The sequence below is a fragment of the Variovorax boronicumulans NBRC 103145 genome (genome assembly GCF_001591345.1).
Classification (GTDB): domain Bacteria; phylum Pseudomonadota; class Gammaproteobacteria; order Burkholderiales; family Burkholderiaceae_C; genus Variovorax; species Variovorax boronicumulans.
Genome location: NZ_BCUS01000283.1, coordinates 1 through 665, shown reverse-complemented (window position 1 = coordinate 665; position 665 = coordinate 1). Strand labels below are relative to the sequence as shown.

Annotated in this window: 1 protein-coding gene; it reads right to left on the bottom strand. The window is 63.0% G+C overall.

Translation table 11 applies throughout. The features are described 5' to 3' along the window. A partial coding sequence (locus VBO01S_RS33450; RefSeq protein ID WP_303621496.1) for a hypothetical protein occupies window positions 1-665 on the bottom strand: 665 nt, incomplete at both ends.

Below are 665 nucleotides of genomic sequence, written 5' to 3'. Positions count from 1 at the left end.
CAGCAGCCTGTCGACCTCGACGTCGTCCGGCCTGAGCACTGCGACCAGCGGCATCTCGAGCCTGTCCACTGGCCTGAGCACAACGAACAGCAATGTCAGCAGTCTTTCGACCTCGACGTCGAGTGGGCTGAGCACGGCCACGAGCGGCATTGAGAGCCTCTCGACTGGCCTGAGCACGACCAACAGCAACGTGAGCAGCTTGTCGACGTCTACGTCGTCGGGCCTGAGCACGGCCACGAGCAGCATCAATAGCCTCTCGACCGGCTTGAGCACGGCAACCAGCGGTATCTCCAGTCTGTCGACGGGCCTGAGCACCACGAACAGCAACGTGAGCAGCCTGTCGACATCCACGTCGACCGGGCTGAGCACGGCCGCGAGTGGCATCGATAGCTTGTCGACGGGGCTCAGCACGGCGACCAGTGGCATTTCCAGTCTGTCCACTGGCCTGAGCACGACGAACAGCAATGTCGGCAGCTTGTCGACCTCGACGTCCTCGGGTTTGAGCACGGCTACGAGCCGCATCGATAGTTTGTCGACCGGGTTGAGCACCGCAACCAGCGGTATCTCCAGTCTGTCCACCGGCCTGAGCACCACGAACAGCAACGTCAGCAGCCTCTCGACGTCCACGTCGTCCGGCCTCAGTACCGCCACGAGCGGCATCTCCA